Source organism: Enterobacter sp. 940_PEND, from assembly GCF_001059415.1.
Taxonomy (GTDB): domain Bacteria; phylum Pseudomonadota; class Gammaproteobacteria; order Enterobacterales; family Enterobacteriaceae; genus Enterobacter; species Enterobacter cloacae_M.
In genome coordinates this window covers 1-26,668 of sequence record NZ_JUMS01000064.1, presented here as the reverse complement: position 1 = coordinate 26,668, position 26,668 = coordinate 1, and the positions used below count along the sequence as shown (strand labels likewise).

28 protein-coding genes are annotated in these 26,668 nt (G+C 54.7%); 24 read left to right on the top strand and 4 right to left on the bottom strand.

Annotated features, from left to right (window positions below; genetic code table 11):
- Nucleotides 1–32 precede the first annotated feature (32 nt).
- The gene (rne, locus tag ADJ24_RS10000) at nucleotides 33–3,149 is read right to left on the bottom strand and encodes a ribonuclease E (protein WP_023311146.1); all 3,117 of its coding nucleotides are present in this window, start codon (nucleotides 3,147–3,149) and stop codon (nucleotides 33–35) included.
- A 572-nt stretch (nucleotides 3,150–3,721) separates the two neighbouring features.
- Between rne and rluC the strand changes: the two genes are divergently transcribed.
- Entirely contained in the window at nucleotides 3,722–4,669 is a 948-nt protein-coding gene (gene rluC, locus ADJ24_RS09995; protein WP_024909023.1) for a 23S rRNA pseudouridine(955/2504/2580) synthase RluC, read from the top strand.
- Between the two features lie 66 nt (nucleotides 4,670–4,735).
- On the opposite strand, the gene ADJ24_RS09990 is transcribed toward rluC, so the two are convergent.
- Complete coding sequence (locus tag ADJ24_RS09990; protein WP_023311148.1) at nucleotides 4,736–5,320, bottom strand: Maf family protein; 585 nt, start codon at nucleotides 5,318–5,320, stop codon at nucleotides 4,736–4,738.
- A gap of 140 nt (nucleotides 5,321–5,460) precedes the next feature.
- Between ADJ24_RS09990 and yceD the strand changes: the two genes are divergently transcribed.
- From yceD to ADJ24_RS09880, 22 genes are all read left to right on the top strand, one after another.
- Nucleotides 5,461–5,982 (top strand): 23S rRNA accumulation protein YceD, encoded by a 522-nt coding sequence (gene yceD, locus ADJ24_RS09985; protein ID WP_014883375.1) that lies wholly within the window; start codon nucleotides 5,461–5,463, stop codon nucleotides 5,980–5,982.
- A gap of 16 nt (nucleotides 5,983–5,998) precedes the next feature.
- Nucleotides 5,999–6,172, top strand: coding sequence for a 50S ribosomal protein L32 (rpmF, locus tag ADJ24_RS09980; RefSeq protein WP_003857964.1), 174 nt, complete (start codon nucleotides 5,999–6,001; stop codon nucleotides 6,170–6,172).
- 80 nt (nucleotides 6,173–6,252) lie between these two features.
- Nucleotides 6,253–7,287 carry a phosphate acyltransferase PlsX gene (plsX, locus tag ADJ24_RS09975; protein ID WP_059290957.1) on the top strand — a complete coding sequence of 345 codons (1,035 nt, stop codon included), beginning with the start codon at nucleotides 6,253–6,255 and terminating at the stop codon, nucleotides 7,285–7,287.
- Between the two features lie 6 nt (nucleotides 7,288–7,293).
- Nucleotides 7,294–8,247 (top strand): beta-ketoacyl-ACP synthase III, encoded by a 954-nt coding sequence (locus tag ADJ24_RS09970; RefSeq protein ID WP_023311150.1) that lies wholly within the window; start codon nucleotides 7,294–7,296, stop codon nucleotides 8,245–8,247.
- A gap of 15 nt (nucleotides 8,248–8,262) precedes the next feature.
- Nucleotides 8,263–9,192, top strand: coding sequence for an ACP S-malonyltransferase (gene fabD, locus ADJ24_RS09965; protein WP_023311151.1), 930 nt, complete (start codon nucleotides 8,263–8,265; stop codon nucleotides 9,190–9,192).
- A gap of 12 nt (nucleotides 9,193–9,204) precedes the next feature.
- Nucleotides 9,205–9,939 (top strand): 3-oxoacyl-ACP reductase FabG, encoded by a 735-nt coding sequence (gene fabG, locus ADJ24_RS09960; RefSeq protein WP_008500795.1) that lies wholly within the window; start codon nucleotides 9,205–9,207, stop codon nucleotides 9,937–9,939.
- Between the two features lie 154 nt (nucleotides 9,940–10,093).
- Nucleotides 10,094–10,330 carry an acyl carrier protein gene (acpP, locus tag ADJ24_RS09955; protein ID WP_003857954.1) on the top strand — a complete coding sequence of 79 codons (237 nt, stop codon included), beginning with the start codon at nucleotides 10,094–10,096 and terminating at the stop codon, nucleotides 10,328–10,330.
- A 93-nt stretch (nucleotides 10,331–10,423) separates the two neighbouring features.
- Nucleotides 10,424–11,665 (top strand): beta-ketoacyl-ACP synthase II, encoded by a 1,242-nt coding sequence (gene fabF / locus ADJ24_RS09950; protein WP_023311152.1) that lies wholly within the window; start codon nucleotides 10,424–10,426, stop codon nucleotides 11,663–11,665.
- Nucleotides 11,666–11,785: 120 nt separating this feature from the next.
- Nucleotides 11,786–12,595, top strand: coding sequence for an aminodeoxychorismate lyase (pabC, locus tag ADJ24_RS09945; RefSeq protein ID WP_023311153.1), 810 nt, complete (start codon nucleotides 11,786–11,788; stop codon nucleotides 12,593–12,595).
- A gap of 2 nt (nucleotides 12,596–12,597) precedes the next feature.
- A complete protein-coding gene (gene yceG / locus ADJ24_RS09940; RefSeq protein ID WP_048702317.1) occupies nucleotides 12,598–13,620 on the top strand; it encodes a cell division protein YceG in 1,023 nt (340 codons plus the stop codon).
- A complete protein-coding gene (gene tmk / locus ADJ24_RS09935) occupies nucleotides 13,610–14,251 on the top strand; it encodes a dTMP kinase (RefSeq protein WP_023311155.1) in 642 nt (213 codons plus the stop codon). Before yceG ends, tmk begins: the two co-directional genes overlap by 11 nt.
- Nucleotides 14,248–15,252 carry a DNA polymerase III subunit delta' gene (gene holB, locus ADJ24_RS09930; RefSeq protein ID WP_023311156.1) on the top strand — a complete coding sequence of 335 codons (1,005 nt, stop codon included), beginning with the start codon at nucleotides 14,248–14,250 and terminating at the stop codon, nucleotides 15,250–15,252. The genes tmk and holB overlap by 4 nt, the downstream gene beginning before the upstream one ends.
- A gap of 10 nt (nucleotides 15,253–15,262) precedes the next feature.
- Complete coding sequence (locus tag ADJ24_RS09925; protein WP_023311157.1) at nucleotides 15,263–16,057, top strand: metal-dependent hydrolase; 795 nt, start codon at nucleotides 15,263–15,265, stop codon at nucleotides 16,055–16,057.
- 297 nt (nucleotides 16,058–16,354) lie between these two features.
- Nucleotides 16,355–17,788, top strand: coding sequence for a PTS glucose transporter subunit IIBC (ptsG, locus tag ADJ24_RS09920; protein ID WP_023311158.1), 1,434 nt, complete (start codon nucleotides 16,355–16,357; stop codon nucleotides 17,786–17,788).
- Between the two features lie 247 nt (nucleotides 17,789–18,035).
- Nucleotides 18,036–18,395: a purine nucleoside phosphoramidase gene (hinT, locus tag ADJ24_RS09915; RefSeq protein WP_006809243.1), complete on the top strand. Its 360-nt coding sequence runs from the start codon at nucleotides 18,036–18,038 to the stop codon at nucleotides 18,393–18,395.
- A 1-nt stretch (nucleotide 18,396) separates the two neighbouring features.
- Nucleotides 18,397–18,771 (top strand): YcfL family protein, encoded by a 375-nt coding sequence (locus ADJ24_RS09910; RefSeq protein WP_023311159.1) that lies wholly within the window; start codon nucleotides 18,397–18,399, stop codon nucleotides 18,769–18,771.
- Nucleotides 18,772–18,781: 10 nt separating this feature from the next.
- Nucleotides 18,782–19,429: a penicillin-binding protein activator LpoB gene (lpoB, locus tag ADJ24_RS09905; RefSeq protein WP_023311160.1), complete on the top strand. Its 648-nt coding sequence runs from the start codon at nucleotides 18,782–18,784 to the stop codon at nucleotides 19,427–19,429.
- Nucleotides 19,410–20,234, top strand: coding sequence for a thiamine kinase (thiK, locus tag ADJ24_RS09900; RefSeq protein WP_023311161.1), 825 nt, complete (start codon nucleotides 19,410–19,412; stop codon nucleotides 20,232–20,234). The genes lpoB and thiK overlap by 20 nt, the downstream gene beginning before the upstream one ends.
- An 11-nt stretch (nucleotides 20,235–20,245) precedes the next feature.
- Nucleotides 20,246–21,271: a beta-N-acetylhexosaminidase gene (nagZ, locus tag ADJ24_RS09895; protein WP_023311162.1), complete on the top strand. Its 1,026-nt coding sequence runs from the start codon at nucleotides 20,246–20,248 to the stop codon at nucleotides 21,269–21,271.
- Between the two features lie 34 nt (nucleotides 21,272–21,305).
- Nucleotides 21,306–21,848: an alpha/beta hydrolase YcfP gene (gene ycfP / locus ADJ24_RS09890; protein ID WP_008500781.1), complete on the top strand. Its 543-nt coding sequence runs from the start codon at nucleotides 21,306–21,308 to the stop codon at nucleotides 21,846–21,848.
- Between the two features lie 238 nt (nucleotides 21,849–22,086).
- Nucleotides 22,087–23,391: an NAD(P)/FAD-dependent oxidoreductase gene (locus tag ADJ24_RS09885; protein WP_048702316.1), complete on the top strand. Its 1,305-nt coding sequence runs from the start codon at nucleotides 22,087–22,089 to the stop codon at nucleotides 23,389–23,391.
- A 193-nt stretch (nucleotides 23,392–23,584) separates the two neighbouring features.
- Complete coding sequence (locus ADJ24_RS09880) at nucleotides 23,585–24,124, top strand: glycine zipper 2TM domain-containing protein (protein WP_008500779.1); 540 nt, start codon at nucleotides 23,585–23,587, stop codon at nucleotides 24,122–24,124.
- Between the two features lie 59 nt (nucleotides 24,125–24,183).
- On the opposite strand, the gene ADJ24_RS09875 is transcribed toward ADJ24_RS09880, so the two are convergent.
- Nucleotides 24,184–24,819 carry a TetR/AcrR family transcriptional regulator gene (locus ADJ24_RS09875; protein ID WP_023311164.1) on the bottom strand — a complete coding sequence of 212 codons (636 nt, stop codon included), beginning with the start codon at nucleotides 24,817–24,819 and terminating at the stop codon, nucleotides 24,184–24,186.
- A gap of 244 nt (nucleotides 24,820–25,063) precedes the next feature.
- On the opposite strand from ADJ24_RS09875, the gene bhsA reads away from it, so the two are divergent.
- On the top strand, nucleotides 25,064–25,321 hold the full coding sequence (gene bhsA, locus ADJ24_RS09870; RefSeq protein ID WP_032668336.1) for a multiple stress resistance protein BhsA: 258 nt from the start codon (nucleotides 25,064–25,066) through the stop codon (nucleotides 25,319–25,321).
- 75 nt (nucleotides 25,322–25,396) lie between these two features.
- On the opposite strand, the gene ldtC is transcribed toward bhsA, so the two are convergent.
- A complete protein-coding gene (ldtC, locus tag ADJ24_RS09865; protein WP_023311166.1) occupies nucleotides 25,397–26,362 on the bottom strand; it encodes a L,D-transpeptidase LdtC in 966 nt (321 codons plus the stop codon).
- Nucleotides 26,363–26,668: the final 306 nt, after the last annotated feature.

Here is a 26,668-nt window from a genome sequence, read left to right as displayed (position 1 = left end):
ACCCGATGGTCGGCTTTTTACTTTCAGCGTCGTTATTCGACAGACTGTGGACGCGTCGCCGGTGCAGTCGCCTGATGCGTTGCACTGTGGCCGCCTGCAGCGCCTTTACCGTCGAAGCTGAACGCCGGGCGTACCCAGTCACTGTGACGCGGGGCTTCAGGCACGTAATCCGGCGCCGGGGCGCGCGTCATTGGTGCTGTCGCCACGTGGGCTGCGGCTGGTGCAGAAACAACCGGCTCAGGTTTCACCTCAGGCGCTTTCGCTTCTTCGACAACCGGTTCAACCTGAATCTCAACGTCCTGAACAACTTCTTCAGTGGTGGTTTCAATCAGGGTTTCGGCGGTGTTTTCCACTGCGGCTACAGGTTCAGCCTCTTCAGCGACTTCCTCAGCCACCACGGCATCTTCTTCGGCGATAAGCTGCGGTGCTGCATCAACCGGCGCGGCAATCACTTCTGGATGGGTGGTTTCTACTTCCACTGCGTGAGGGGCTTCAGCTTCAACAACCTCAGGTTCAACAACCTCAGGTTCAACCACGGTTGCCGCTTCAGTCACGACAGCTTCTACCGCGGCTGCTGGTGCAATCACCTCTTCGGTTACAGGCTGTTCTTCAACAACCTGCTCCGGGCGAGCAACCGGGTAACGGATCCAGACTTTGCCGGACGCCATTTCTGGCGAAGCACAGGCAATAGTCAGCGGCATTGGCGACTGAGTCGGGTAACGCTCGTCACGATAGCGACGACGGCGCTGGCCGCTGACGCGCAGATGACGTGGAGAACGGCGTGAACGGCGCGGCATACCGGCGTTATCACGGTTTTCACCGTTATCATCCTGCTCAACGTTGTTTTCAACGACCGCTGGCAGGTCAACTTTCGCCAGCTGCGTGCCGGTTGTGCTCTCGCTGGTTTCAACCGCGATAGTGCCAGACTCTTCGGTTGCTTCAGAGGCGAAGCGAACTTTCTGAGAAAGCTGGCGCTGCTTACGACGCGGCATTACCTGAGTGCGTTCTTCCTGCTCGCCGTCCTGCTGTTCAACAGGCTCTTCGCGGTTCAGGTTTTTGACTTCCTGCTGTGCCTGACGCTTCTCGTCGTTACGGCGACGGTTGCGTTCACGGCGCGGCTGCTGGTCGTCACGCTGTTTGCTCTTCTCAGACTCATCGCCCGCCTGCTGGCGAATTTCACGATCTTCAACATTCTGCTGCTGTTTCTCGCGACGGTTGCGACGGTTATCTTCGCGTTGCTCACGGCCTTCGTTATTCTCAGAGCGGTTGTCACGGTTGTCACGACGCTCGCTGCGGTCGTTACGATCGCGGCGGTTGTTCTGACGCTTGCGACGGTCCTGCTGACGCTCTGGCTTGGCTGCTTTTGGCTCTTCTTTCGGCTGCTCTGGCTGAACTTCTTCTTCAGCAAACATCTTCTTCAGCGCGCCGAAGAAGCGGCTCAGCAGACCCGGCTGTGCCGGCTGGGCTTTCGCTACCGCTGCTTCTGGTTTCTGCGCTGCAGGTTTGGCAACAGGTTTTTCCAGAGCTGCTTCCGGTGGTGCTTCAGGCATGATGAAGGTCGCTAACGCAGGCTGCTCTGGCAGTTTGCGCTCGGCTGGCTCTTCATCGGAAGGCAGGGACATCTCTTCTTCATGCAGCTTCGGCAGCAGGTAGCTGAGGGTGGTCGTCTCTTCGCCCTTACGCACGCGCAGCACGTGATAGTGTGGGGTCTGCATCTGGTCGTTTGGCACGATGATGCAGCGAACGCCACCCTGACGCGCTTCAATCGCACTTACCGCTGCACGTTTTTCGTTAAGCAGGTAAGAGGCAACGGGCACCGGCACAATGGCGTGAACCTCTTTGGTGTTCTCTTTTAGCGCTTCTTCTTCAATCAGACGCAGAATGGAGAGGGACAGCGATTCGTTATCACGCACGGTACCGGTGCCGGAGCAGCGCGGACAAACGTGATGGCTGGACTCGCCGAGAGACGGGCTCAGACGCTGACGGGACATCTCCAGCAGGCCAAAGCGTGAGATATGGCTAATCTGGATACGCGCCCTGTCTTGACGCACCGCTTCGCGCAGACGGTTTTCAACCGCACGCTGGTGGCGAACAGGGGTCATGTCGATGAAGTCGATAACAATCAGACCACCCAGGTCGCGCAGGCGGAGCTGGCGGGCGATTTCATCAGCGGCTTCGAGGTTAGTGTTGTAGGCGGTCTCTTCGATATCGCCACCGCGCGTTGCACGCGCGGAGTTGATGTCGATAGCGGTCAGCGCTTCAGTGGTATCGATAACGATAGAACCGCCGGATGGCAGACGCACTTCACGCTGGAAGGCGGACTCAATCTGGGATTCGATCTGATAGTGGCTGAACAGCGGGATTTCGCCGGTGTACAGTTTAATTTTGCTGGTGAAATCCGGACGACCCAGCGCGGCGATGTGCTGGCGCGCCAGCTCAAGCACTTTCGGATTATCGATCAGAATCTCACCGATGTCCTGACGCAGGTAATCACGGAAGGCACGCACAATAACGTTGCTTTCCTGGTGGATCAGGAACGGAGCAGGGCGGCTTTCGGCTGCTTTCTGAATGGCTTCCCAGTGCTTCAGACGGAAGCTCAGGTCCCACTGCAGCGCTTCGGCTGATTTGCCAACGCCTGCGGTACGCACGATAAGCCCCATGCCGTCAGGCAGTTCGAGGCTTGCCAGCGCTTCTTTCAGCTCGGTACGGTCATCACCTTCGATACGGCGAGAGATGCCACCCGCACGCGGGTTGTTAGGCATCAGAACCAGATAGCTCCCTGCGAGGCTGATAAAGGTGGTCAGCGCGGCACCTTTGTTGCCACGCTCTTCTTTATCAATCTGAACGATAACTTCCTGACCTTCACGCAGAACATCTTTGATGTTTGGGCGGCCATGGGCGTTGTAGTTTGCGGGGAAATATTCGCGGGCGATTTCTTTCAGAGGGAGGAAACCATGACGCTCAGCACCGTAATCGACAAATGCAGCTTCAAGGCTTGGTTCAATGCGGGTGATTTTACCTTTGTAAATGTTCGCTTTTTTCTGTTCGTGTCCAGGACTTTCGATATCCAGATCGTACAGGCGCTGCCCATCCACAAGGGCGACACGCAACTCTTCTTGCTGAGTTGCGTTGATTAACATTCTTTTCATCGTAACTTACTCGTTATTCTTACATTGACGACAAAGCTGCGGGCAAGGTGACGCTTTCCGGGGTATGAACCGATGGCCTCGTGTCTGTTCACGTCGCCAACCTCACGGTTGTCGCTCGCTTAAGAGGCGCAGAGTGTCGGTTGCCTGTATTTCATACGGAAACACAGCGCAATTATCAGGGGAATTGCCTGGGTAGAACTCTCCAGAGAACAATCCTTATACCGGGAAGTACTGCAACCCGCAGCCCGCTAACTGCCTGAAAGATCAATACGTCTTACGCCATTGCTGCGTGGATGATCGGTCAGACAAAATTGGTCATTCCGTCAACATCCTTACTTAACCAGGATTTAACACGGAAAACAGCCTCATTATTCCACTGCTCGCCGGGTTATAGCAAGATGACTTTTACCAATTATCACCCGGTTACTCACAGTTTCTTCACTTCAGAATGGCGATTGGTTTAATAACCACCAAATCGATTGCGCGAAACGGGGAGCTGGCCGGATAAAAGTAAATATAAGCATAGAAAAATGAGTGGCGCTAATGGCTGACGATATTTAGAATCGCCAACCATGAAAACAGAGACTCCAGCCGTAAAAATGGTTGCCATCGCCGAAGATGACGCGGGGCAACGTATCGATAACTTTTTGCGCACCCAGTTGAAAGGTGTACCAAAGAGCATGATTTACCGCATCCTGCGTAAGGGCGAAGTGCGGGTGAACAAAAAACGCGTGAAGCCCGAGTACAAACTCGAGGCGGGCGATGAAGTGCGTATTCCGCCGGTGCGCGTTGCGGAACGTGAAGAAGAGACCGTTTCACCGAAGCTACAGAAAGTGGCGGCCCTGAGCGATGTGATCCTGTACGAAGATGACCACATTCTGGTGCTCAATAAACCGTCAGGAACAGCTGTTCATGGCGGTAGCGGCCTGAGCTTCGGCGTGATTGAAGGGCTGCGAGCCCTGCGCCCGGAAGCACGCTTCCTTGAACTGGTGCACCGTCTTGACCGTGATACCTCTGGCGTACTGCTGGTGGCGAAAAAGCGTTCTGCGCTGCGTTCGCTGCATGAACAGCTGCGTGAAAAAGGGATGCAGAAAGACTACCTGGCGCTGGTGCGCGGTCAGTGGCAGTCCCATGTAAAAGTAGTGCAGGCGCCGCTGCTGAAGAATATTCTGCAAAGCGGTGAACGTATTGTCCGCGTAAGCCAGGAAGGGAAACCGTCTGAAACGCGCTTTAAGGTTGAAGAGCGCTATGAGTTTGCCACGCTGGTGCGCTGCAGTCCGGTGACAGGTCGTACCCATCAGATCCGCGTGCATACGCAGTTTGCAGGGCACCCAATTGCCTTTGATGACCGCTATGGCGACCGCGAGTTTGATAAGCAGCTGGCGGGGACGGGGCTGTCGCGTCTGTTCCTGCATGCGGCAGCGCTGAAGTTTACCCATCCTAATACGGGGGAAGTCATCCGTATTGAAGCGCCGCTGGACGAGCAGTTGAAACGCTGTCTTAAGGTTCTGCGCGGCTGAGTTTGCGTTCCTCCCTCTCCCTGTGGGAGAGGGGCGGGGTGAGGGCATCAGGCCGCAACCTTCCAGTCACATGGACAGCGGATTACACTCTTCTCGTCTTAACATCTGACACAGGGCAATCAGCGGTAACCCCACCAGCGTGTTGGGATCGCGTCCGTCCAGCTTGTCGAACAGCGCAATCCCCAATCCTTCACTTTTAAAGCTTCCCGCACAGTTCAGCGGACGTTCCCGGCGCACATAATCCACGATCTCTTGCTCGCTGAGATGGCGGAAGTGTACGTCGAACGGCTCGCATTCGGTTTGCAGATGACCGGTGGCGGAGTTATAGAGCGCCAGGCCGGTATAAAAGGTCACGATAGTGCCTCGCGCGCGCAGAAGCTGCTGACAGGCGTTCTCCTCCGTATGGGGCTTGCCGGTGATTTCGCCGCCCAGCACGCAAACCTGGTCTGAGCCTATAATCAAATGTGCGGGGTAACGTGCGGCCAGCGACTGCGCTTTCTCTTTAGCAAGACGCATCACCAGATGACGCGGTGATTCGCCCGGCTGTGGCGTCTCATCCACCTCTGGCGCGGCGCATTCAAACGGGATCCCGAGCTTTTCCAGCAGCGTTCGGCGGTAGGGAGATGTGGAAGCAAGGACGAGATTTGGCATATTTTTATCACCAGATATAGCGTATCGATGCCAGCCATTTTAAACTACAGGCCGCAATGTGTGCGAATAATTGGCAAAAGGCAGCTCTGGTTGCCTTTTTCTTTGACTCTATGACGTTACAAAGTTAATATGCGCGCCCTATGCAAAAGGTAAAATTACCCCTGACTCTTGATCCGGTTCGTACGGCTCAAAAACGTCTCGATTACGAAGGTATCTATACTTCCGATCAGGCTGAGCGTATTGCCGAATCCGTAGTCAGTGTGGACAGTGATGTAGAATGCTCCATGTCGTTCGCTATCGACAACCAGCGTCTCGCCGTTTTAACCGGTGATGCAAAGGTGACGGTAACGCTCGAGTGTCAGCGTTGCGGGAAACCGTTTGTACAGCATGTTCACACAACGTATTGTTTCAGTCCGGTTCGTTCTGACGAACAGGCTGAAGCACTCCCGGAAGCGTATGAGCCGATTGAGGTTAACGAATTCGGTGAAATCGATCTTCTGGCTCTGGTTGAAGATGAAATCATCCTCACCTTGCCAGTGGTTCCGGTGCATGATTCTGAACACTGTGAAGTGTCCGAGGCGGACATGGTCTTTGGGGAACTGCCTGATGAAGCGCAAAAACCAAACCCATTTGCCGTATTAGCCAGCTTAAAGCGTAAGTAATTGAGGAGTAAGGTCCATGGCCGTACAACAGAATAAACCAACCCGTTCCAAACGTGGCATGCGTCGTTCCCATGACGCGCTGACTGCAGTTACCAGCCTGTCTGTAGACAAGACTTCTGGTGAGAAACACCTGCGTCACCACATCACCGCTGACGGTTTCTACCGCGGCCGCAAGGTTATCACTAAGTAATCACGCGCAAGCGTGATTAGGCTTAGTGAGGATTTCCCCGTGCAAACGGGGAATTTACCGAACCAGGCTGCGACGATACCTTGACACGTCTAACCCTGGCGTTAGATGTCATGGGGGGAGATTTTGGCCCTTCCGTGACAGTGCCTGCAGCATTGCAGGCACTGAATTCTAATTCGCAACTCACACTTCTTTTAGTCGGCAATCCCGACACAATCACGCCATTACTCGCAAAAGCTGACTTTGAACAACGTTCGCGTCTGCAGATTATCCCTGCGCAGTCAGTTATTGCCAGTGATGCCCGACCCTCGCAGGCCATTCGCAATAGTCGTGGCAGCTCTATGCGGATAGCGCTGGAGCTGGTGAAAGAAGGACGAGCTCAGGCTTGCGTCAGCGCGGGGAATACCGGCGCGCTGATGGGCCTCTCGAAATTGCTGCTCAAACCTATTGAAGGTATTGAGCGTCCGGCGCTGGTAACGGTGTTACCGCATCAGCAGAAGGGCAAGACGGTAGTGCTCGATTTGGGCGCTAACGTCGACTGTGATAGTACTATGCTGGCTCAGTTTGCCGTGATGGGATCGGTGCTGGCAGAAGAAGTTGTCGGAATCAACACTCCCCGTGTTGCGTTACTGAACATTGGTGAAGAAGAGACCAAAGGCCTGGACAGCATTCGCGAAGCGGCTGAATTGCTCAAACAGGTTCCCTCCATCAACTATATTGGTTATCTCGAAGCCAATGAGTTGTTGACGGGTAAAACGGATGTTCTGGTGTGCGATGGCTTCACCGGAAACGTCACGTTGAAGACCATGGAAGGGGTCGTACGCATGTTTCTTTCTCTGCTGAAATCTCAGGGAGAAGGTAAAAAAAGCGCCTGGTGGCTGATTTTATTGAAGCGTTGGTTACAAAAGAGCCTGACGCGGCGATTCAGTCACCTCAACCCCGACCAGTATAATGGCGCCTGTCTGTTAGGATTGCGCGGCATCGTGATTAAGAGTCATGGCGCCGCCAATCAGCGAGCATTTGCTGTCGCGATTGAACAGGCAGTGCAGGCGGTGCAGCGACAAGTCCCTCAGCGGATTGCCGCTCGCCTGGAATCTGTATTAGCTAAAAGTGACTGAGCGTACATGTATACGAAGATTTTAGGTACCGGCAGCTACCTGCCAAAACAAGTGCGTACCAACGCCGATCTGGAAAAAATGGTAGATACGTCTGACGAGTGGATTGTCACGCGCACAGGTATCCGTGAACGTCGTATTGCCGCGCCAGACGAAACCGTGTCGACCATGGGTTACGAAGCCGCACAGCGTGCTATCGAAATGGCGGGCATTGATAAAGAACAGATTGGTTTGATCGTGGTCGCCACGACGTCTGCCACACATGCTTTCCCAAGCGCGGCATGCCAGGTGCAGAACATGCTCGGTATTAAAGGCTGTCCGGCGTTTGACGTCGCTGCCGCGTGCGCAGGCTTCACCTATGCGCTGAGCGTTGCCGATCAGTACGTGAAATCCGGTGCCGTTAAATATGCGCTGGTGATCGGCGCTGACGTGCTGGCGCGTACCTGCGATCCAACCGATCGTGGAACGATCATTATTTTTGGTGATGGTGCGGGCGCGGTGCTGCTGGGGCAGTCCGAAGAGCCGGGTATCATCTCTACGCATCTGCATGCTGATGGCAGCTACGGCGAACTGTTGACCCTGCCTAACGCCGATCGCGTTAATCCGGACAACTCGATTTACCTGACTATGGCAGGGAACGAGGTGTTCAAGGTGGCGGTAACCGAGCTTGCACATATCGTTGATGAAACGCTGGAAGCGAATAACCTTGAGCGTACCGCGCTCGACTGGCTGGTGCCGCATCAGGCGAACCTGCGTATCATCAGCGCGACCGCGAAAAAGCTGGGCATGTCGATGGATAACGTTGTGGTGACGCTGGATCGTCACGGCAACACCTCTGCGGCGTCGGTACCGTGCGCATTTGATGAAGCGGTACGCGATGGACGAATCAAACGGGGCCAGCTGGTCTTGCTTGAAGCCTTCGGTGGCGGGTTCACCTGGGGTTCCGCGCTGGTTCGTTTCTAGTATAAGGAATAAAAAATGACGCAATTTGCTTTTGTGTTCCCGGGCCAGGGCTCTCAAACCGTTGGGATGTTGTCTGAAATGGCAGCAAACTACCCGGTAATTGAAGAGACTTTCCGTGAAGCTTCTGATGCACTGGGTTATGATTTATGGGCGCTGACCCAGCAGGGTCCGGCCGAAGAACTGAACAAAACCTGGCAGACTCAGCCAGCGCTGTTGACCGCGTCCGTCGCGCTGTGGCGCGTCTGGCAGCAGCAGGGCGGTAAAGCGCCAGCGCTGCTCGCGGGTCATAGCCTGGGTGAATACTCTGCGCTAGTGTGTGCCGGCGTGATCGCGTTTGCTGACGCGGTACGTCTGGTTGAACTGCGCGGTAAATTCATGCAGGAAGCGGTGCCGGAAGGTACGGGTGGCATGTCTGCCATCATCGGTCTGGATGATGCTGCAATTGCAAAAGCGTGTGAAGAATCTGCTGAAGGCCAGGTTGTCTCTCCGGTAAACTTCAACTCGCCGGGCCAGGTGGTTATTGCCGGTCATAAAGAAGCGGTTGAACGCGCGGGTGCGGCCTGTAAAGCAGCGGGTGCTAAGCGTGCGCTGCCACTTCCGGTCAGCGTGCCGTCTCACTGTGCTCTGATGAAGCCTGCCGCCGAGAAGCTGGCGGTTGAGCTGGAAAAAATTACGTTTAACACACCGACGATTTCCGTTGTGAACAACGTCGATGTGAAATGCGAAACCGCACCGGAAGCTATCCGCGACGCGCTGGTTCGCCAGCTCTACAGCCCGGTACAGTGGACCAAAACCGTTGAGTTTATGGCCGCTCAGGGCGTCGAGCATCTGTATGAAGTCGGCCCAGGTAAAGTCCTCACCGGTCTGACAAAACGTATTGTTGACACCCTGACAGCCTCGGCGATTAACGAGCCGGAAGCGATGTCAGCGGCACTCTCGCAATAAAAGAGGAATACCATGAGTTTTGAAGGAAAAATCGCCCTGGTCACTGGCGCAAGCCGCGGTATCGGGCGTGCAATTGCTGAAACACTGGTTGCGCGCGGCGCGAAGGTGATTGGTACAGCAACCAGCGAGAATGGCGCTCAGGCCATCAGCGAGTATCTGGGTGCAAACGGTAAAGGTCTGGTACTGAATGTGACTGAACCTGCATCTATTGAATCTGTTCTGGAAAATATTCGCGCAGAGTTTGGTGAAGTGGATATTCTGGTAAACAATGCCGGGATCACTCGCGATAACCTGTTAATGCGAATGAAAGACGACGAGTGGAACGATATCATCGAAACCAACCTGTCATCTGTATTCCGTCTGTCAAAAGCGGTAATGCGCGCTATGATGAAAAAGCGTCATGGTCGTATTATCACTGTCGGTTCTGTGGTTGGTACCATGGGAAATGCTGGTCAGGCTAACTACGCTGCGGCGAAAGCAGGTCTGATTGGTTTCAGTAAGTCGCTGGCGCGTGAAGTTGCGTCCCGCGGTATTACGGTAAACGTTGTTGCTCCGGGCTTTATTGAAACGGACATGACGCGTGCGCTGACTGATGAGCAGCGTGCGGGTACGCTGGCGGCAGTTCCGGCGGGTCGTCTTGGCGACCCTAAAGAAATCGCCAGTGCGGTTGCATTTTTAGCCTCTGACGAAGCGGGTTACATCACTGGTGAGACCCTCCACGTCAACGGCGGGATGTATATGGTTTAACCACGATGAAAAATATTTGCGTTATTAGGGCGAATGGCCTCAAAATAACGTAAAATCGTGGTACGAACTGCCGGGATTTAGTTGCAAATTTTTCAACATTTTATACACTACGAAAACCATCGCGAAAGCGAGTTTTGATAGGAAATTTAAGAGTATGAGCACTATCGAAGAACGCGTTAAGAAAATTATCGGCGAACAGCTGGGCGTTAAGCAGGAAGAAGTTGTGAACTCCGCTTCCTTCGTTGAAGACCTGGGCGCAGATTCTCTTGACACCGTTGAGCTGGTAATGGCTCTGGAAGAAGAGTTTGATACTGAGATTCCGGACGAAGAAGCTGAGAAGATCACCACCGTTCAGGCTGCCATTGATTACATCAACGGTCACCAGGCGTAAGTGAACATCTCCAGGCGGTCATTCGACCGCCTGAGTTTTATCTTTATTTAGTCCCACGAATCTCTTTTTTTTATCCCTCCCTGGAGGACAAACGTGTCTAAGCGTCGTGTAGTTGTGACCGGACTTGGCATGTTGTCTCCTGTCGGCAATACCGTAGAGTCCACCTGGAAAGCTCTCCTTGCCGGTCAGAGCGGCATCAGCCTAATCGACCATTTCGATACTAGCGCCTATGCAACAAAATTTGCTGGCTTAGTAAAGGATTTTAACTGTGAAGATATCATCTCGCGCAAAGAACAGCGCAAGATGGATGCCTTCATTCAATATGGAATTGTCGCTGGCGTTCAGGCCATGCAGGATTCTGGTCTTGAAATTACGGAAGAGAACGCAACCCGTATCGGCGCCGCTATCGGCTCCGGGATTGGCGGTCTTGGCCTGATCGAGGAAAACCATACATCTCTGATGAATGGCGGCCCGCGTAAGATCAGCCCGTTCTTCGTTCCGTCCACGATTGTTAACATGGTGGCAGGCCACCTGACCATCATGTTCGGCCTGCGTGGGCCAAGCATTTCAATCGCGACTGCCTGTACGTCTGGCGTACATAACATCGGCCAGGCCGCGCGCATTATTGCGTACGGCGATGCAGATGCTATGGTTGCGGGCGGTGCTGAAAAAGCCAGTACCCCACTGGGTGTCGGCGGTTTCGGTGCGGCGCGTGCGCTGTCTACCCGTAATGATAATCCGCAGGCGGCGAGCCGTCCGTGGGATAAAGATCGTGACGGCTTCGTGCTGGGCGACGGGGCGGGCATGATCGTACTGGAAGAATACGAACACGCGAAAAAACGCGGCGCGAAAATTTATGCTGAAATCGTTGGTTTCGGCATGAGCAGCGATGCTTACCACATGACGTCTCCTCCTGAGAACGGCGCGGGTGCTGCGCTGGCGATGGAAAACGCGATTCGTGATGCGGGTATTACCCCAGCACAAATTGGCTACGTGAACGCGCACGGTACTTCTACACCTGCAGGCGATAAAGCTGAAGCTCAGGCGGTTAAGTCTATCTTCGGCGAATCTGCCAGCCGCGTAATGGTGAGCTCCACCAAGTCCATGACCGGTCACCTGCTGGGTGCGGCGGGTGCGGTAGAGTCAATCTATTCCATCCTTGCGCTGCGCGATCAGGCTGTTCCGCCAACCATCAACCTGGATAACCCGGATGAAGGTTGCGATCTGGACTTCGTTCCTCACGAAGCGCGTCAGGTTAGCGGTATGGAGTACACCCTGTGTAACTCCTTCGGCTTCGGCGGCACCAACGGTTCTCTGATCTTCAAAAAGATCTGATCCTGACGTCCCTGTCGCATTTAAAAAGGTCCGCTTGCCGGGCCTTTTTTATTAAGCCTAATCTTCTTGTCGGCTGCATGACATCCTGCCAGACTAATTGCCCACGCATAAGGAGCCACCATGTTTTTAATCAATGGCCTTGAGCAGGACACGCTGCCTGCCAGCGACAGGGCGATACAGTTCGGTGATGGTTGCTTTACGACGGCGCGCATTCTGGACGGTGATGTCTGCCTGCTGGAGGCGCACATTCGACGCCTGCAGCATGGCTGTGAAAAGCTCATGATCCCCTTTACGCACTGGGACACGCTGCGTCAGGAAATGTGCGAGCTGGGAACCGGGAAGGACAGCGGCGTACTCAAAGTCATCATCAGCCGCGGCAGTGGTGGCCGGGGTTACAGCGCTGCATCGTGCCTCAACCCAACGCGTATCCTCTCCGTTTCTGCTTATCCCGCGCATTATTCTCGCTGGCGAGAAGACGGCGTCACGCTGACGCTGAGCCCTGTACGACTGGGACGAAACCCGATGCTGGCCGGGCTTAAGCATCTCAACCGCCTCGAGCAGGTGCTCATTCGTACTCATCTTGAACAGACGGACGCCGATGAGGCGCTGGTTCTTGACAGCGAAGGGTTCATTACGGAATGCTGTGCGGCTAATTTACTCTGGCGGCAGGGGGAAGAGGTGTTCACTCCGTCGCTGGAATACGCTGGCGTAAATGGGTTAATGCGTCAGTTTTGTCTGCAACAGCTGGCACGCTCTGGCTTTCGCGTTGTCGAAGTTAGCGCAGGAGAAGCGGTGCTACGGACCGCAGATGAAGTCATCATCTGCAATGCGCTGATGCCTGTTGTACCCGTCCGTGCGTATGGCCAACAACGCTGGTCTTCGCGCGAGCTGTTTCAGTTTTTAGCCCCGATATGTGAGCAAACCAGATAGTCATGAAAAAAATGTTGCGCTTTGTCCTTATCCTCATCGTTGCGCTGGGCGTCGCCGGCGGAGCGGGCGTATGGAAAGTTCGCCAGCTGGCGAACAGCAAGATCCTGGTTAAAGACGAAACGATCTTTACCCTGAAAGCGGGAACCGGCCGTCAGGCGCTTGGGGAACAGCTCTATGGCGACAAGATTATCAATCGTCCACGGGTATTCCAGTGGCTATTGCGCGTGGAGCCTGAGCTGTCACATTTCAAAGCTGGTACCTATCGCTTTACGCCGGGAATGACCGTCAGAGAGATGCTGCAGCTGCTGGAAAGTGGTAAAGAAGCCCAGTTCCCCCTGCGGTTTGTGGAAGGGATGCGCCTGAGCGATTACCTCAAACAGCTGCGTGACGCGCCGTATATCAAACATACGTTAAAAGACGATAGCTATCAGACGGTGGCAGAAGCGCTGAAGCTTGAACATCCGGAATGGGTGGAAGGCTGGTTCTGGCCAGACACCTGGATGTACACGGCAGGCACGACCGATGTGGCTATCCTGAAGCGGGCGCACAAAAAAATGGTTGCCGCCGTAGATGCCGCCTGGGAAGGGCGGATGGAAGGATTGCCTTACAGCGATCCGAACCAGTTCGTGACCATGGCCTCGATCGTCGAGAAAGAGACTGCCGTCGCTGCTGAGCGCGATCGGGTGGCGTCGGTATTTATCAACCGTCTGCGCATCGGCATGCGCCTGCAAACCGATCCTACCGTTATCTACGGCATGGGCGAGAGCTATATGGGCAAGATTTCCAGAAAAGATCTGGAGACGCCAACGGCGTATAATACCTACGTGATAAGCGGTTTACCGCCAGGCCCGATTGCCACGCCGAGCGAGGCGTCGCTGAAAGCCGCCGCGCATCCGGCTAAAACACCGTATCTCTATTTTGTGGCTGATGGAAAAGGGGGGCATACCTTTAACACCAACCTTGCCAGCCACAATCGCTCTGTTCAGGACTATCTGAAGGCAATTAAGGAAAAAAATGCGCAGTAAATACATTGTCATTGAGGGACTCGAAGGGGCGGGTAAAACCACTGCCCGCAACGTGGTGGTGGATACGCTCAAAGCGCTTGGCGTGGCGGACATGGTATTTACCCGCGAGCCGGGCGGCACGCAGCTGGCTGAAAAGCTGCGCAGCCTGGTACTGGATATCAAATCCGTCGGCGACGAAGTTATCACTGACAAGGCCGAAGTGCTGATGTTCTACGCGGCGCGCGTTCAGCTGGTTGAGACGGTGATCAAACCCGCCCTGGCCGAGGGCAAGTGGGTGATCGGCGACCGTCACGATCTGTCGACTCAGGCGTATCAGGGCGGAGGACGCGGCATCGACCAGACAATGCTCGCAACGCTGCGTAATGCCGTATTGGGTGATTTTCGCCCCGACCTGACGCTCTATCTGGATGTGACCCCGGAAGTGGGCCTCAAGCGTGCCCGCGCGCGCGGCGAGCTGGACCGCATTGAACAAGAGTCGTTTGATTTCTTTAACCGCACCCGCGCGCGCTATCTTGAGCTGGCCGCACAGGACAGCTCAATTTGTACCATTGATGCGACGCAGTCCCTGGACGACGTCACGCGCGACATTCAACACACCATTACGCAGTGGGTGCAGGAGCAGCAGGCATGAAATGGTATCCATGGTTGCGCCCACACTTTGAACAGCTGATCGGCAGCTATCAGGCGGGTCGGGGGCATCATGCGTTACTGATTCAGGCATTGCCAGGGATGGGTGATGATGCGCTGATTTATGCCATCACCCGTTTTCTGATGTGTCAGCAGCCGGAAGGGCACAAGAGCTGTGGTAAATGCCGTGGCTGCCAGCTCATGCAGGCAGGCACGCATCCTGACTACTACACCCTTGAGCCTGAGAAGGGCAAAAGCGCGCTCGGTATTGATGCCGTGCGTGAAGTCAGTGAAAAATTGTATGAGCACGCGCGACTGGGCGGCGCTAAAGTGGTCTGGCTTAAAGACGCCACCTTGCTTACCGAGGCGGCGGCTAACGCCCTGCTTAAAACCCTGGAAGAGCCGCCGGTTAAAACGTGGTTTTTCCTCTCATGCCGTGACCCGGGACGATTACTGGCGACGTTGCGCAGCCGTTGTCGTCTTCATCACCTGGCGGTACCTCAGGAATCGTGGGCGCTGAGCTGGCTTGAACGAGAGGTGACAACGTCACCAGAGGGCGCGCTGTCCGCCTTGCGCCTGAGCAGCGGCGCGCCCGCGGCGGCGCTGGCACTACTGCAGCCTGACGTCTGGTCAGAGCGAGAAACGCTCTGCCGGGCCCTGGATGCCTCACTGAACAGTCAGGACTGGCTAAGTTTACTGCCTGCGCTTAACAGCGATCGGGCCGTTGAGCGTCTGCACTGGCTGGCCTCCTTGCTGTTGGATGCGCTCAAAATCCAGCAGGGGGCTACGCTTCTGACCAACCCGGACGCGTTGCCGCTGGTGAATACACTGGCGAACCGCCTCTCAGTGAAGATTCTTCACGCGATGCTCCATGACATCTGCCAGAGCCGTGAACAGCTTTTAACCGTGACGGGTCTTAATCGCGAGCTTTTACTGACCGACCAGTTACTGCGTATCGAACATTACCTGCAACCGGGCGTCACACCGCCTGTTTCCCATCTCTGAGAGAGACATTATGTTTTTAGTCGACTCACACTGCCATCTTGATGGCCTGGATTATCAGTCCCTGCATAAAAACGTGGATGACGTGCTGGCAAAAGCCGCTGCCCGCGATGTGAAATTCTGTCTTGCGGTGGCGACGACGCTGCCGGGCTACCGCTCCATGCGTGAGCTGGTGGGCGTTCGCGATAACGTAGTGTTCTCCTGCGGCGTGCATCCGTTGAATCAGGACGAGGCGTACGACGTTGAGGATCTGCGCCGACTGGCAGCCGAAGAGGGCGTGGTGGCGATGGGCGAGACCGGGCTGGACTATTTTTACACGCCGGAAACCAAACCGCGCCAGCAGGAGTCCTTCCGCAACCATATTCGCATTGGTCGGGAACTGAACAAGCCGGTGATCGTCCACACCCGCGATGCGCGCGCGGATACCCTGGCTATCCTCCGGGAAGAAAAGGTGACGGATTGCGGTGGCGTACTACACTGTTTCACAGAAGACAGAGAAACGGCGGGGAAGCTGCTTGATTTGGGGTTTTATATCTCGTTTTCGGGGATCGTGACGTTCCGTAACGCTGAGCAGTTGCGTGATGCTGCACGTTATGTTCCGCTCGATCGTATTCTGGTGGAGACGGATTCTCCGTACCTGGCACCGGTACCGCATCGCGGTAAAGAGAACCAGCCCGCTATGACGAGAGATGTGGCTGAGTACATGGCCGTACTGAAGGGCGTCAGCATCGATGAGCTGGCCCGCGTGACGACGGAAAACTTCTCCACGCTGTTCCATATCGACCCCGCCCGCCTGCAATCTGTCTGATACACCTGTTTTTTTTAGGCTCGTAATTAATAAGTAAAGCGAGTAAAGTTCACCGCCTCATTTGGGGCGGTGAGTGTGTATTTAGACACATCCGGACATGCTTTTTGTAAATAACTGAAAGTTTTTCGACCGCCTTAAGCTGAAACGTGATAGCCGTCAAACAAACTCAGAGGGAATTATTTTACTCTGTGTAATAAATAAAGGGCGCTTAGATGTCCTGTCCACGGCACGGTACTCCCCCCGGGCCAATGCGTGAAAGCGTAAAAAAAGCACAAATACTCAGGAGCACTCTCAATTATGTTTAAGAATGCATTTGCTAACCTGCAAAAGGTCGGTAAATCGCTGATGCTGCCAGTATCCGTACTGCCTATCGCAGGTATCCTGCTGGGTGTCGGTTCTGCTAACTTCAGCTGGCTGCCAGCCGTAGTGTCCCACGTGATGGCCGAAGCAGGCGGTTCTGTCTTTGCTAACATGCCACTGATCTTCGCGATCGGTGTGGCTCTGGGCTTCACCAATAACGACGGCGTTTCTGCGCTGGCTGCAGTGGTTGCCTACGGCATCATGGTGAAAACCATGGCTGTGGTTGCGCCGCTGGTTCTGCATTTACCGGCAGAAGAGATCGCCGCGAAACACCTGGCGGACACCGGTGTTCTGGGCGGTATCATCTCCGGTGCGATTGCAGCGTATATGTTTAACCGCTTCTATCGCATCAAGCTGCCTGAGTATCTGGGCTTCTTCGCGGGCAAGCGTTTCGTTCCGATCATCTCTGGTCTGGCAGCGATTTTCACTGGCGTGATCCTGTCCTTCATCTGGCCACCAATCGGCTCTGCTATCCAGACCTTCTCTCAGTGGGCTGCTTACCAGAACCCGGTTGTGGCGTTTGGTATCTACGGCTTCATCGAGCGTTGCCTGGTGCCATTCGGTCTGCACCACATCTGGAACGTTCCATTCCAGATGCAGATTGGTGAATTCACCAACGCAGCAGGCCAGGTATTCCACGGCGATATCCCACGTTATATGGCGGGCGACCCAACTGCAGGTAAACTGTCTGGTGGCTTCCTGTTCAAAATGTACGGTCTGCCAGCCGCGGCGATTGCTATCTGGCACTCTGCTAAGCCAGAGAACCGTGCAAAAGTGGGCGGTATCATGATCTCCGCAGCGCTGACCTCGTTCCTGACCGGTATCACCGAGCCGATCGAGTTCTCCTTCATGTTCGTTGCGCCGATCCTGTACGTTATCCACGCGATTCTGGCGGGCCTGGCGTTCCCAATCTGTATCCTGCTGGGTATGCGTGACGGTACGTCCTTCTCTCACGGTCTGATCGACTTCATCGTTCTGTCCGGTAACAGCAGCAAACTGTGGCTGTTCCCAATCGTGGGTGCGTGCTATGCCGTTGTTTACTACACTATCTTCCGCGTGCTGATTAAAGCACTAGACCTGAAAACTCCGGGTCGTGAAGATGCGACAGAAGACAGCAAAGCTGGCGCTACCAGCGAAATGGCTCCGGCACTGGTCGCAGCGTTCGGCGGTAAAGAGAACATCACTAACCTGGACGCGTGCATCACTCGTCTGCGTGTGAGCGTTGCCGACGTCGCGAAAGTAGACCAGCCGGGTCTGAAAAAACTGGGCGCAGCGGGCGTAGTTGTTGCAGGTTCTGGTGTACAGGCAATCTTCGGTACCAAATCCGATAACCTGAAAACCGAAATGGATGAGTACATCCGCAGCAACTAAGTTGTGACCTGGGGAGACTAAGGCAGCCGAATGGCTGCCTTTTTTATTTGTGTCTTAAAAAACGCCACTGAGACGCGAGAGCGGTCACTCTTCAGTCAGCTGATGAACATTCAGGAAAGAAATCGAGGGAGGAGGTTGAAAGGACAGGAGAAACTCGCTCATACTCTTGGATTGTGTCACACACCGATTCCGGGAGTGTGTTTACAGCGGACGCATTGCGCCAGATTAAACAAAAAAGGAAAAGGTCATGGCTGAAGAAACGATTTTCAGTAAAATTATCCGCCGCGAAATTCCGTCAGATATCGTCTATCAGGATGAACTGGTGACGGCTTTCCGGGACATTTCCCCTCAGGCTCCGACGCACATCCTTATCATTCCCAATATTCTGATTCCGACTGTAAACGACGTAAAAACCGAGCATGAAGTGGCGTTAGGTCGTATGCTGACGGTGGCTGCCAAAATCGCTGAACAGGAAGGGATTGCAGAAGACGGTTACCGTCTGATCATGAACTGCAACCGCCATGGTGGCCAGGAAGTTTATCATATTCACATGCATCTGCTGGGTGGACGTCCTCTGGGGCCGATGCTGGCACATAAAGGTCTTTGACATGCTGAAAGGGCGTATTGCAGCGCTGGTAATGGCGATGATGATTGTGGGGTGCAGCTCGCGTCCGGCGATCCCCGTGAATGATGAACAGACGCTGGTCATGGAATCTTCCGTGCTTGCCGCGGGCATCACGGCGCAACAGCCCGCGTTGACTATCAGTGAAATCAACTCATCTGCCTCCTCTACGCTCTTTAATGAAAGACATGAACCAGTGACGGTCCACTACCGTTTTTTCTGGTATGACGTAAGAGGTCTTGAAATGCATCCGCTGGAGGCGCCGCGCAGCGTCACCATTCCGGCCAGGTCGTCGGTAACGCTCTATGGCAGCGCCAACTATCTGGGTGCGCATAAGGTGAGACTTTATCTTTATCTCTGAGGGGTGAACCTTGATTAAAAATTTGAGCCGCTATGCGCTCGTGACAGCTTTCGCTCTGTTTCTCGCAGGGTGTGTGACCCGAACTGAACAGCCTGCGCCTGTGGAAGAGGCTAAACCGGGTACTGAACAGCCGACGCCGCCAACGCAGCAGCAGCCAACCGTGCCGTCTGTACCGTCTATTCCGGCGCAGCCAGGCCCGATTGAACATCCGGACCAGACGTCACAGCCCACGCCGCGCGTGCGCCATTACGACTGGAACGGGGCAATGCAGCCGATGGTAGGCAAAATGCTGCAGGCGCAGGGCGTGACGGCGGGCAGCGTGTTGCTGGTCGACAGCGTCAACAACCGTACCAACGGTTCGCTGAACGCGGGTGAAGCCACGGAAACCCTGCGCAATGCTTTGGCTAACAACGGCAAGTTTACGCTGGTCTCGGCTCAGCAGCTCGCCGTCGCCAAACAGCAGCTGGGCCTGTCGCCGCAGGATAGCCTCGGCACCCGCAGCAAGGCGATCGGCATTGCCCGTAACGTTGGTGCACAGTATGTGCTGTACTCTAACGCCACCGGTAACGTGAACACCCCAGCCCTGCAGATGCAGCTGATGCTGGTTCAGACAGGCGAAATTATCTGGTCAGGTAAAGGTGCGGTTACGCAACAATGACAGCACGCGTGAAGAGATTCTGACGCGCTATTTTCCTCAGTACCGCCTTATCGCGCCGCAGGCCCATTCCGGGCTTGGCGGCGCGAGTTGCATTATAGAGCAGGGCGAACGACGTCTGGTCTTGCGGCAAAATCACGACCCCTCTGCTCCTGCCTCTCATTTTCGTCGTCAGTTTCGTGCCCTGAGACGTCTTCCGGCGGATCTCGTACCTGCCCCTCGTTTTTTCAGACAGGGCTGGATGGCCGTGGACTATCTGGAAGGTGAAGTTAAAAGCGCGCTGCCGGACACGCCGGAGCTTGCGGCGATACTGTATCATCTGCACCGGCAGCCACGCCTGGGGTGGCGAACGACGTTATTCCCTCTACTGGAACAATACTGGCAGCAAGCCCTGCCAGACAGACGTACTCCAGTGTGGCTGGCACGTCTTAAGCGGCTGCGTAAAACGGGCGAGCCGCAGCCGATTCGGCTCGCGCCGTTGCATATGGATGTTCATGCCGGGAATATTGTTCATACCCCAGCGGGCATCAGGCTGATCGACTGGGAGTATGCCGGAGATGGCGATGTGGCGCTGGAGCTGGCGGCAGTCTGGACAGAGAGTGAAGCCGCGCGGCAGATGCTCATCAGGGGCTACGCCCGGATGGCACATATTGACCCCGACGCGCTGAGGCGTCAGGTCAAACGCTGGCGGCCCTGGGTCGTCATGTTAATGGCTGGCTGGTTTGAAATGCGCTATCGGCAGTCCAGAGACAAACAATTTATTGCGCTGGCAGACGATGCCTGGCGTCAGTTACAAACTAAAGGATAAGAGAGGTGGATGTGGGTCCAGTCATGTTGGATGTAGAAGGGTTTGAGCTGGATGCGGAGGAGCGTGAAATTCTGGCGCATCCGCTGGTGGGTGGACTGATCCTGTTTACCCGCAACTATCACGATCCGGCGCAGCTGCGTGAGCTGGTGCGTCAGATCCGCGCCGCATCGCGCAATCATCTGGTGGTGGCCGTCGATCAGGAAGGCGGGCGCGTGCAGCGTTTTCGCGACGGTTTTACCCGTCTCCCGGCAGCCCAGTCATTTGCCGCGCTGCTCGGCACAGAAGAGGGGGGAAAACTGGCGCAGGAGGCCGGCTGGCTGATGGCCAGCGAAATGATTGCCATGGATATCGACATCAGCTTTGCCCCGGTGCTGGATGTAGGGCATATCAGCGCTGCCATTGGCGAGCGCTCATACCATGAAGACCCGCGTATTGCGCTGGCAATGGCGACCCGGTTCATCGACGGCATGCACGATGCCGGGATGAAAACCACCGGGAAACACTTCCCGGGTCACGGGGCGGTGACGGCGGATTCTCACAAAGAGACCCCGCGCGATCCGCGCCCGGAAGCGGAGATTCGCGCCAAAGATATGTCGGTTTTCCAGTCGCTTATCACCGATAACAAGCTGGATGCCATTATGCCCGCGCACGTGATTTACAGCGACGTCGACCCGCGTCCTGCCAGCGGTTCTCCGCACTGGCTGAAAACCGTTCTGCGCCAGGAACTGGGCTTCAACGGCGTGATTTTCTCTGACGATTTGTCGATGGAAGGGGCCGCGATCATGGGCAGCTACGCTGAACGCGGTCAGGCATCTCTGGATGCAGGTTGCGATATGATCCTGGTCTGCAATAATCGTAAAGGTGCCGTTAGCGTGCTGGATAACCTGTCGCCGATCAATGCAGAGCGTGTTACACAATTGTATCATAAAGGTTCATTTAGCCGTCAGGAGCTGATGGATTCGGCGCGCTGGAAGACGGTCAACGCCCGGCTTGAAGACCTGAATGAGCGCTGGCAGGCACATAAAGCCAGCCTGTAAACCCTCCCGGAAGGCGTAGCGTGGTGAGAAAACGATGATCATCTATTTACACGGTTTTGACTCAAACAGTCCTGGTAATCATGAGAAGGTGCTGCAGCTGCAGTTTATCGATCCGGATGTACGGTTGATCAGCTACAGCACGCGCCATCCGAAGCATGATATGCAGCATCTGCTCAAAGAGGTGGACAAGATGCTGCAGCTCAACGTCGACGATCGCCCGTTGATTTGCGGCGTGGGGCTGGGCGGCTACTGGGCGGAGCGGATTGGCTTCCTGTGCGACATTCGCCAGGTGGTGTTCAATCCTAATCTGTTCCCGAACGAGAACATGGAAGGCAAAATTGACCGCCCGGAAGAGTATGTCGATATTGCGACCAAGTGCGTGAGCAACTTCCGTGAGAAAAACCGCGACCGCTGCCTGGTGATCCTTTCGCGTAATGATGAAGCGCTCAACAGCCATCGTGCAGCAGAGCTCCTGCATCATTACTATGAGATCGTCTGGGACGAAGAACAGACCCACAAGTTCAAAAACATCTCTCCGCATCTGCAGCGTATCAAAGCGTTTAAAACGCTGGGTTAATCAATTACCCGCATGCATCAAAGCCCGGCCGCGAAAGCGTACCGGGCTTTCTTTTTGACCAGAATTGCCTACTTTTAAGCCATCAAAACTTGATGCATATCAATTTTGGTATGACCAATGCGCCTGACGTGGTATTCTCAATGCACCTGAATGGTTTCAGTGCTGTAACCTGTTGTTAATTAAGGGTTATTTTTATAACTTTTAATTAACAATTGGTTAATAATTTGAGGGGGTCACGTTGACTACGCCATTGAAAAAGATAGTGATTGTAGGCGGTGGTGCTGGCGGGCTGGAGCTGGCTACACAGCTGGGCAAGAAGCTGGGTCGCGGTAAAAAAGCCAAAATTACGCTGGTGGATCGTAACCACAGCCACCTGTGGAAACCGCTGCTGCACGAAGTGGCGACCGGTTCTCTGGATGAGGGCGTGGACGCGCTCAGCTATCTGGCGCACGCGCGCAACCATCATTTCCAGTTCCAGCTGGGCTCGGTGGTGGACATCAACCGTGAAAGCAAAACCATCACCCTGGCAGAGTTGCGCGATGATAAAGGGGATCTGCTGGTTCCCGAGCGTAAACTGGCGTACGACACGCTGGTCATGGCGCTGGGCAGTACCTCCAACGACTTCAACACGCCGGGGGTGAAAGAGCACTGTATCTTCCTCGATAACCCGCACCAGGCGCGTCGTTTCCATCAGGAAATGCTGAACCTGTTCCTGAAGTACACCAGCAATATGGGTGCGAACGGTAAGGTGAATATCGCTATTGTCGGCGGCGGCGCGACGGGCGTTGAGCTGTCAGCGGAGCTGCACAATGCGGTGAAACAGCTGCACAGCTACGGTTATAAAGGGTTAACTAACGAAGCGCTGAACGTCACGCTGGTTGAAGCCGGTGAACGCATCCTGCCTGCGCTGCCTCCGCGTATTTCCGGTGCGGCGCACAATGAGCTCACCAAATTGGACGTGCGGGTGCTGACGCAGACCATGGTGACCAGCGCCGACGAAGGCGGCCTGCATACCAAAGACGGCGAGTATATCAAAGCGGATCTGATGGTCTGGGCGGCAGGTATCAAAGCGCCTGACTTTATGAAAGAGATCGGCGGTCTGGAAACCAACCGCATTAACCAGCTGGTAACCGAGCCAACGCTGCAAACCACGCGTGACCCTGAAATCTTTGCCATCGGTGACTGTGCCTCCTGTGCGCGTCCTGAAGGTGGATTCGTGCCGCCGCGCGCGCAGGCCGCTCACCAGATGGCAAGCCTGGTGCTGCACAACATTCTGGCGCAGTACAAAGGCAAGCCAATGAAAGCCTATGTCTACAAAGACCACGGTTCACTGGTGTCGCTGTCAAACTTCTCTACCGTCGGCAGCCTGATGGGCAACCTGATGCGCGGCTCAATGATGGTAGAAGGGCGCATTGCCCGCTTCGTGTATATCTCCCTGTACCGCATGCACCAGATTGCGCTGCACGGCTACTTCAAAACCGGGCTGATGATGCTGGTGGGCAGAATCAACCGCGTGATCCGTCCGCGTCTGAAGCTGCACTAATCTTTCACTCCCTCCGGGCCCTCCGGAGGGAGTTTTTAGCATTTCATGCTGTAGATCACAGTTTGACTGCTTAAGAGTTCTCCTAAATACAATATATCTCCTCTCAACGCTCCTTTTTTGATCCTTTATCTTATTGGCGAAGCCGTGCCTCCATTGCAAAATTGTTACCAATAGCAACAAAGGAGGAAGTCCCGTGAATAAATCAATGTTGGCGGGTATAGGGATTGGCGTCGCGGCTGCGTTAGGTGTGGCTGCCGTTGCCAGTCTCAACGTATTAGATCGCGGCCCGCAGTATGCACAGGTGGTTTCTGCTACACCGATTAAAGAAACCGTAAAAACCCCTCGTCAGGAGTGCCGCAACGTTTCCGTGACGCACCGTCGTCCGGTGCAGGATGAAAACCGCATTGCCGGTTCTGTTCTGGGTGCGGTAGCGGGTGGCGTAATTGGTCACCAGTTTGGCGGCGGCCGGGGTAAAGACGTAGCGACCGTGGTCGGCGCGCTGGGTGGCGGCTATGCCGGTAACCAGGTGCAGGGCGCGATGCAGGATAATGATACCTACACCACGACTCAGCAACGCTGCAAAACCGTCTATGATAAGTCGGAAAAAATGCTGGGCTATGACGTGACGTACAAAATTGGCGATCAACAGGGAAAAATCCGCATGGATAAAGACCCGGGCACGCAAATTCCACTGGATGGAAACGGCCAGCTGGTTCTGAATAACAAAGTGTAAAAAAGATGTTCTCTGAATTTAGCTCCTCATGCGCTCAGGCTGAGGAGCTTTTTTTTGCTTTAGATTTTGAGTAGCTCAGGCCACAGCCGCAGCGTGGTTTCGCTAATATTCTGAAGTTTTTCCAGCGTGGCCCCTTCACGGGCGCTGATCGACATCCCCTGCAAAATACAGCTCAGATATTGTGCCAGCAGCTGAGGGTTGCATTGCGCGGGGAGTTCACCGCGCTGCTGGCGCTGAGCCAGAAAGGCGCTGAGGGTCTCCTCCTGCATCGCATGCCGCGATTTCACCGTATTGGCAATCTCTTTGGAGGACGCCGCAAGGGTGGCAGAAGTGTTAATCATAAAGCAGCCCGCAGGCGTCTCTTTACTGGTAAAGCAGGTCGCGACGGCGGTGAAATAGTCGCGAAGCGCCTGTTCAACGCTTTTCTCTTCGCAGAACAGCTGGGCTTCGTGTTTCGCCGCAAAACGCGAAATGTATCTGTCCAGCACCGCCCTGAACAGTCCCTCTTTATTGGTAAATTCGGCATACAGCGTCGGCGCTTTGGCTCCGGTGGCTTCTACCAGATCGGAAAGCGAGGTTGCTTCATACCCATGTTGCCAGAAGAGAGTCATGGCCTTATCAAGCGCTGCATCCCTGTCAAACACTTTTGGTCGGCCACGGCTTTTCTTCGCACAACTCGTGACATCGGTTGTCATTTGCCGTTGGTCCTCTGTTGGTTTGGTGAATGACCATTATAAAAATAAACGCAACCCACCACCAGTGCAGAATGCTTAAAAATAAATTAATCATATATGTATGAAAAATAACAATTTTAAAATTAAGTTAATGGTCGTTATAAAATTATGTTGACGCGTGACCTGGATCACGTTTATGATTTACATATCGATCGTTAACTAAATGATTAACGACCTCCAAATTCATCTGCTAAAGGTAAACATCATGAAAAACGTAAAAACCCTCATCGCTGCTGCTGTTCTGAGTTCACTCTCTTTCGCAAGCTTTGCTGCTGTACAAGTGCAATCCACCCCTGCTGGCCAGCATAAAGTCGGGACAATCTCAGCGTCTGCCGGTACTAACCTGGGTTCACTGGAAGATCAGCTGGCACAAAAAGCGCAAGAGATGGGTGCTAAATCTTACCGCATCACCTCTGTGACCGGTCCTAACACCCTGCACGGCACTGCAGTCATCTACAAATAAGCCGGGCATAAACCCTCATTTATGCCATTGCAATAAAAAACGCCCTGCTCAGCAGGGCGTTTTTTTATTTCTGATTTACATCGACTGCTGGACGACGTCGTGATGCCGGGTGACATCGGTCGGCATGCCTGACCGGGCTTCCATCGCGCGCTCCATCACCACGCTGTTGGTATTCGCATTCGTTTTGAAGCTTACCATCGCGGCATTCAGGTTAATGGGCAGCGTCTGCGGATCGTCGCCAATATTTTTCGATAACGGCTGATGAATCTCAACCAGCCGCACGCCGCCGGGCTCCTCTGAAACCTTAATCGGCGTATTGATAATATTCACTTTGGTTCCAGGCGTAACGACGTTAAACAGCGTTTTGATATCGTCATCGCGCAGACGAATACAGCCGGAGCTGACGCGCATGCCGATGCCAAAGTCTGCATTCGTTCCGTGCAGCAGGTAGACGCCGCCGTATGCCGCGAGGCGTATCGCGTGATGCCCCATCGGGTTATCCGGACCAGCCGGCACCACGGCAGGAAGATCGATCCCCTGGGCCTTATAGCGGGCACGAATGTTGGCCGTCGGGGTCCAGGTTGGATTCGCGCGTTTATCCGAGACGGTGGTGACCATCGTCGGCGTCAGGGTGTCGCCGCCCAGCTGACCAATACCGATAGGGTAGACGGTGACTTCATTTTTACCCGGCGGATAATAGTACAGACGCAGCTCGGCCAGGTTTATCACGATCCCCTCGCGCGGGGCGTCCGGCAGGATAGTCTGTAACGGGATGGTCAGTACGCTGCCCGCGCGCGGGACGTACGGATCGACGCCGGGGTTCGCCTGCAGCAGGGCCAGAAAACCGACGTTATATTTTTTGGCAATCGCTTCCAGCGAACCACCATTGTTTTCAACCACATGAAAGCGGTTTTCGCCCACGACATTGCTGCCGGGAGGGGGAAGGGGCCAGGTGTTTGCCCGAGCGGGAAGCGCAACCGCGACGGTGGCTGCCAGCGCAAACAGGGTTATCCAGCGAGTAAAACGCGAAAAGGTCATCATCACCATAATCCATGCAAATGATAAGGTTATTGTTTTATAAAGCGTTAATGATAATTATGGCGAATGGGTGTGTCGGGAAGATCGGGTGAAGTGCAAAGAGTTTGTAAATTGTCCCCCGTAGCGCTGGGCTAACAGGGGAAGGGATCCCCATAAAATAATGCCTGCACGGACGACCCCCTCTCCCTTGAGGGAGAGGGCTGGGGTGTGGGGGAACATACGACTCTGGTGGTCATTCCGTTCACTTTATGTTCCTTAGTACTCTGTAACGACATGACCTGTGAACGTGCCAGGGTGGCTCAGTCGCCA

Bases quoted from the DNA above. Each gene is read 5' to 3' on its own strand.
- ycfP (WP_008500781.1), top strand. From the start codon at position 21,306: ATGATCATCTATTTACACGGTTTTGACTCAAACAGTCCTGGTAATCAT.
- acpP (WP_003857954.1), top strand. From the start codon at position 10,094: ATGAGCACTATCGAAGAACGCGTTAAGAAAATTATCGGCGAACAGCTG.
- yceD (WP_014883375.1), top strand. From the start codon at position 5,461: ATGCAAAAGGTAAAATTACCCCTGACTCTTGATCCGGTTCGTACGGCT.
- tmk (WP_023311155.1), top strand. From the start codon at position 13,610: ATGCGCAGTAAATACATTGTCATTGAGGGACTCGAAGGGGCGGGTAAA.
- rne (WP_023311146.1), bottom strand. From the start codon at position 3,149: ATGAAAAGAATGTTAATCAACGCAACTCAGCAAGAAGAGTTGCGTGTC.
- ADJ24_RS09970 (WP_023311150.1), top strand. From the start codon at position 7,294: ATGTATACGAAGATTTTAGGTACCGGCAGCTACCTGCCAAAACAAGTG.
- rluC (WP_024909023.1), top strand. From the start codon at position 3,722: ATGAAAACAGAGACTCCAGCCGTAAAAATGGTTGCCATCGCCGAAGAT.
- fabG (WP_008500795.1), top strand. From the start codon at position 9,205: ATGAGTTTTGAAGGAAAAATCGCCCTGGTCACTGGCGCAAGCCGCGGT.
- bhsA (WP_032668336.1), top strand. From the start codon at position 25,064: ATGAAAAACGTAAAAACCCTCATCGCTGCTGCTGTTCTGAGTTCACTC.
- ADJ24_RS09910 (WP_023311159.1), top strand. From the start codon at position 18,397: ATGCTGAAAGGGCGTATTGCAGCGCTGGTAATGGCGATGATGATTGTG.
- yceG (WP_048702317.1), top strand. From the start codon at position 12,598: ATGAAAAAAATGTTGCGCTTTGTCCTTATCCTCATCGTTGCGCTGGGC.
- holB (WP_023311156.1), top strand. From the start codon at position 14,248: ATGAAATGGTATCCATGGTTGCGCCCACACTTTGAACAGCTGATCGGC.
- ADJ24_RS09925 (WP_023311157.1), top strand. From the start codon at position 15,263: ATGTTTTTAGTCGACTCACACTGCCATCTTGATGGCCTGGATTATCAG.
- ADJ24_RS09990 (WP_023311148.1), bottom strand. From the start codon at position 5,320: ATGCCAAATCTCGTCCTTGCTTCCACATCTCCCTACCGCCGAACGCTG.
- rpmF (WP_003857964.1), top strand. From the start codon at position 5,999: ATGGCCGTACAACAGAATAAACCAACCCGTTCCAAACGTGGCATGCGT.
- ldtC (WP_023311166.1), bottom strand. From the start codon at position 26,362: ATGATGACCTTTTCGCGTTTTACTCGCTGGATAACCCTGTTTGCGCTG.
- ADJ24_RS09875 (WP_023311164.1), bottom strand. From the start codon at position 24,819: ATGACAACCGATGTCACGAGTTGTGCGAAGAAAAGCCGTGGCCGACCA.
- ptsG (WP_023311158.1), top strand. From the start codon at position 16,355: ATGTTTAAGAATGCATTTGCTAACCTGCAAAAGGTCGGTAAATCGCTG.
- hinT (WP_006809243.1), top strand. From the start codon at position 18,036: ATGGCTGAAGAAACGATTTTCAGTAAAATTATCCGCCGCGAAATTCCG.
- pabC (WP_023311153.1), top strand. From the start codon at position 11,786: ATGTTTTTAATCAATGGCCTTGAGCAGGACACGCTGCCTGCCAGCGAC.
- fabD (WP_023311151.1), top strand. From the start codon at position 8,263: ATGACGCAATTTGCTTTTGTGTTCCCGGGCCAGGGCTCTCAAACCGTT.